This window comes from Neisseria sp. P0007.S010 (assembly GCF_051962875.1).
GTDB lineage: Bacteria > Pseudomonadota > Gammaproteobacteria > Burkholderiales > Neisseriaceae > Neisseria > Neisseria subflava_A.
The window spans coordinates 1-3,923 of the sequence record NZ_JBQCUX010000026.1; the positions used below are offsets into that span (position 1 = coordinate 1).

At 44.5% G+C, this 3,923-nt stretch carries 6 protein-coding genes and 1 pseudogene; all 7 read right to left on the reverse strand.

Annotated features, from left to right (window positions below; translation table 11 throughout):
- The coding region (locus tag ACTHR7_RS10685; RefSeq protein ID WP_440370795.1) for a hemagglutinin repeat-containing protein at positions 1 to 167 on the reverse strand (167 nt) is incomplete at its 3' end.
- Between the two features lie 99 nt (positions 168 to 266).
- Positions 267 to 749, reverse strand: a complete 483-nt coding sequence (locus tag ACTHR7_RS10690; RefSeq protein WP_049249762.1) for a hypothetical protein — start codon at positions 747 to 749, stop codon at positions 267 to 269.
- Positions 750 to 849: 100 nt separating this feature from the next.
- The gene (locus ACTHR7_RS10695; RefSeq protein ID WP_159069511.1) at positions 850 to 990 is read right to left on the reverse strand and encodes an ESPR domain-containing protein; all 141 of its coding nucleotides are present in this window, start codon (positions 988 to 990) and stop codon (positions 850 to 852) included.
- Positions 991 to 1,127: 137 nt separating this feature from the next.
- Positions 1,128 to 1,346 carry a hypothetical protein gene (locus ACTHR7_RS10700; RefSeq protein WP_070583538.1) on the reverse strand — a complete coding sequence of 73 codons (219 nt, stop codon included), beginning with the start codon at positions 1,344 to 1,346 and terminating at the stop codon, positions 1,128 to 1,130.
- A 504-nt stretch (positions 1,347 to 1,850) separates the two neighbouring features.
- Positions 1,851 to 2,102, reverse strand: a pseudogene (locus tag ACTHR7_RS10705) (hypothetical protein); the annotation flags it as partial.
- 378 nt (positions 2,103 to 2,480) lie between these two features.
- Positions 2,481 to 2,678, reverse strand: a complete 198-nt coding sequence (locus ACTHR7_RS10710; RefSeq protein ID WP_440370794.1) for a hypothetical protein — start codon at positions 2,676 to 2,678, stop codon at positions 2,481 to 2,483.
- Between the two features lie 229 nt (positions 2,679 to 2,907).
- On the reverse strand, positions 2,908 to 3,579 hold the full coding sequence (locus tag ACTHR7_RS10715; RefSeq protein ID WP_070583536.1) for a hypothetical protein: 672 nt from the start codon (positions 3,577 to 3,579) through the stop codon (positions 2,908 to 2,910).
- Positions 3,580 to 3,923: the final 344 nt, after the last annotated feature.

Sequence of the window (3,923 nt, forward strand, 5' to 3'; positions counted from 1 at the left end):
ATGGTGTCGCCCGCAGTAATGTTGCTGCCTTGGACGGTAATGTCGCCCTCGCGGCTGCGGATATTGATGTCGCCGCCAGCTTTCAGGCTGCTTTGCTGGCTTTGGCGGTAGTGTTGGTTTTGTTCCTTGCCGGCGGTTTTAAAGCCGAAGCCGGCTTCGACGGACAAGAGGACGGCGCCTTGCTGTCCGGTTTGGTTTTTAAGGGCGTCGGCTACTTTGCCGACGCCATCGGCCAGTTGGTAGGCTTGGGCGCCGGCGGCATCTGATTATTTTGAAATTGCCATTTCAATGACTTGCTCAACATAGTTGTTTTCCAAATCAATTACGTCTCCTTTTTTTTGTTTTGATATTTTTAATTCGTCATACGCGTAAAAAATAGCAATTTTTTTCCCTTCACAAAATAAATGTCTGTCGGATTTATTCATCATATACATACTTTCATTCCTTACGATGCCTTCACCATCTATAAAACTAAAACTATTCGGTATGTTTCTTCTTTCCATTCCTGCCTCATATATTGACGATATTACTCCGGAAACGCTTCTGGTGATAATCTGTCCGGAATCAATATTAGCCCACCATTCATCCGACGCAAACAATCCTTTGTCTTTTTTGATGCCAAAGATACTTTCGTCATTCAATGACAGTAATCTTGTATCTTCAATATGCTCCTTCTTTTTTCTATTTTTCATATCTTTTTTAAAATCATAAACCAAATACATATCATCATCTAAATTTAAATAGCTCATTTTATATCTCCAATTTTTTCAAAATGAATAATCTGTTTCTCAAAAGTTTCTTTACCGCCAGATTTCCCCAGCCCTGTATTGACTACCCCTTTTCCTTTATTCACATGTGGTTTTCCTTGCCACCGGTTTCTCCGCCTGAGCGCTCGCCGGGACTTTTGCCCTGCCCGATGGCAGTCTCGGCTACGGCCATCAGGATGCCGCGGGTGCGGTTGAAGACGGTTTTATGGCGGTGTTTGTTCATGGCGGGGGGATCCGTAGTGTGTGCGGGTGTGGGGGAAAGGCAGCCTGAAAACGGATAATAGGGGTTCAAACAGCCTTTGGGTAAGAGAAACAAGCGTTATTTTAATATCTATTCATTTCACAAAAACACCTCTTATCTTATTCTCCATAATCTAGTAATTTATTTAATAAGTCATCCAATTCTTTATCATTTAATCCAATTTCATAGAGTACTCTATGCAAACTATAAATCCATCTATTAAAATTATTTTGCTTATTATTGATAATATTAGATATTTTTTTTATTTCCAGAAAGTCTTCCGGGTTAAATCCAAGATCTTTTAATCTGATTTTAATATTATTAATAATATCTTCCATGTTTATTACTTTCTATTAATCTGTTCTGGAAATTGTTTTATAAACTCACTTGGAGTGTAAACTTTTCCTGTTTTTCCATCACGAACGAATTTGACCCATGATATAGGATAATTTACAGGTAGCAGAATTTGATCTTCACCCCCCCCCCCTATATTTAGGAATTTTTTTATTTAAAGGTTGTGGCGCTACTTTACCAATATTTATTGATTGGTTTTTAGGTATTTCTATGACTGCTTCAAACTGCATTGAACTCCATCTAGGATAAACAGCAGTCTCGCTTCTTCCCGCATTAGAAATTGTTGTTGCATATCCTCCTAATAATTTGGCCTGTTTATCCGTACCACCAAATTTTCTATATACAGTAATAGGCTCTTTGGTGGTTACGGTTTGATACATTCCATTTTTAAAGGTATCGACAATTGCAGGTGGTAGCTTTTGCTTAGTTGTAAGCATAACCTGCTGGGAAATTCTAGTTTGAATTATAGGTTCAAATAACATTGCTGTTGGAGCAGGCAATGCCTTCTGTTCCCAATCCCGACTATTAAATCTCCGCTTTTTCCCATCAGGCCGCACAACCTTCACCGCATTGTCCGACCACGTTACCACAGAGCCTTTCGGTATCAGCTCTCCGTTGGCCAGGCGTTGTTCCTGTGCCAAGGTAACGGTTGTTCCTTTTACCGCTTGGGGGCTTTGGGGAATGCGGGCTTCGCCGACAGGCACAGCTTTCCCGGGCGGAGCCTCGGCCTTGCGGACAATTTTGCTTAAATTCCCGGCACTCTTCACTACCTTTGCGGCGGCAGGCGAGCGGACAATGGCAGATGCCGTCCCGCCGCTGACAACCATAAATGCTGCATTGGCTCCCACTCGGGCATCAAACATTGCGTCCATTCTGCCCGCCAGCTGCGGATCGCTGATGTATGCTTCGTCGCGAACCGCTTTCCAGTTTTCGTAGGACATGACGATTTTGTTGGTTGTTTGCACGGGACTGGAAACGGCTTCGACCAATGGAACGATGGTATTGTCCCACGGGTGGCGTATGCCCTCCCATGTGCCTACAACAATCTCTTTGGCTGCCAGATAGGATGCTTTTAATTCATAGGCTTCGTAAGCGCGGATGTAAAGGTCTTTGTCCTTCTAGTTGTTTTGGTAGATCTTATCTGCCCTGTCTCTCAGGCTTCGTTCGCCGGGTGTGAATCCGTCCAAACGGTCTAGGGCATTATTCTCCACCGCATTCTGCCCCAACACGCCCCCTACCTGTGCGTTGAACAGGGCATTGGTGTTTGCGCCGTCGCTGCCTTTCAGGCTGCCGCCGTAGCCGGCGCCGATGCCCATGCTGCTGGCGCTGTAGCTGCTTTCGTTGCGGATGTCTTCAAAGCTGAAACTGCGGGCGGTCAGTTCGTTGTGATCTTTATCTGCGGCAGAAGCGATGGCACCGCCTTTAAGCCGGACGCTGTCGGCGGTGATGTGGTAGCCGCCTTCGCCGGCAAAGAGACCGCTTTGGCTGCCGACGTTAAAAGACAGCCTGAATATTTTTCAGACTGTCTTTTTGAAGAGATGGAAGTTATTTGTTTCTCAATATCTCAATAAGGGCGGCTTTGGACTGGTAGAAGTCCAAATCAAATAATGAAATGCCTAAATGTTTGCAATATTCTTCGATCATCTCCACAGTCAGCCTGTTTTTTTTGAGTCTTTCGGTATATTTTTCTGTCTGTTCAAACGGCAGCGGCGTGCCATATTCCATAAACTCGACACGACTGGTTTCTTTATGCAGCATAACATTTCTGGTTTCGCAGTCATGACGGGAAACCTGTTTGCTGCCCTCATACAGGGTAAATGAGACCGCACCGAATTCGTCTTTGCCAAAATATGGACGTAAATACATAGTCAATAATCTGATTTTCCACAGCAAGGCTTCATACGGCACACTTGAAAAGTCTGTGCCGTTCCGATTATTGTCTATTAGCAATGACCAATCAGACTGCGTTTCCAACAATAAATATTTGGATGATCCGGTAATCTCAAGCGGATTCAAGAAATCCAATTTCTGACTGAGGGTATACTCCTCATCCAAATACGATAGTTTCGGTTTTAGATTTTGATAAAAATCACTTAAATCCATACGTCTTTTTAGATAAAGATCCAGTGCTTTTTCAAATGGCGCGCCAATAAAATAAAACTGTTTCAGGCTCGGATGGCCGTCTCTTGCAAGAAAAAAATCTTTGTTTACATTCATAATTTAATCCACGGTTCTTAAAATTACAATAGCATCCGGATCATTACTCAATGCTCTTGATGCATGTCCGGCTCCACGGTTCGAACTGGCGCGATCGTATTCGATATAAATTCGTTTATTAGAATCACGCAAGGTGGCTTGGACATCCGGGCGGCAGATCCCTACCCGGCACATTAACTGCGGGCGGTCAGTTCGTTGTGGTCTTTGTCTGCGGCAGAAGCGATGGCACCGCCTTTAAGCCGGACGCTGTCGGCTGTGATGTGGTAGCCGCCTTCGCCGGCAAAGAGGCCGCTTTGGCTGCCGACGCTGCGGCTGTGGCCGCTGGCTTTGCTTTGGTTGTAGTT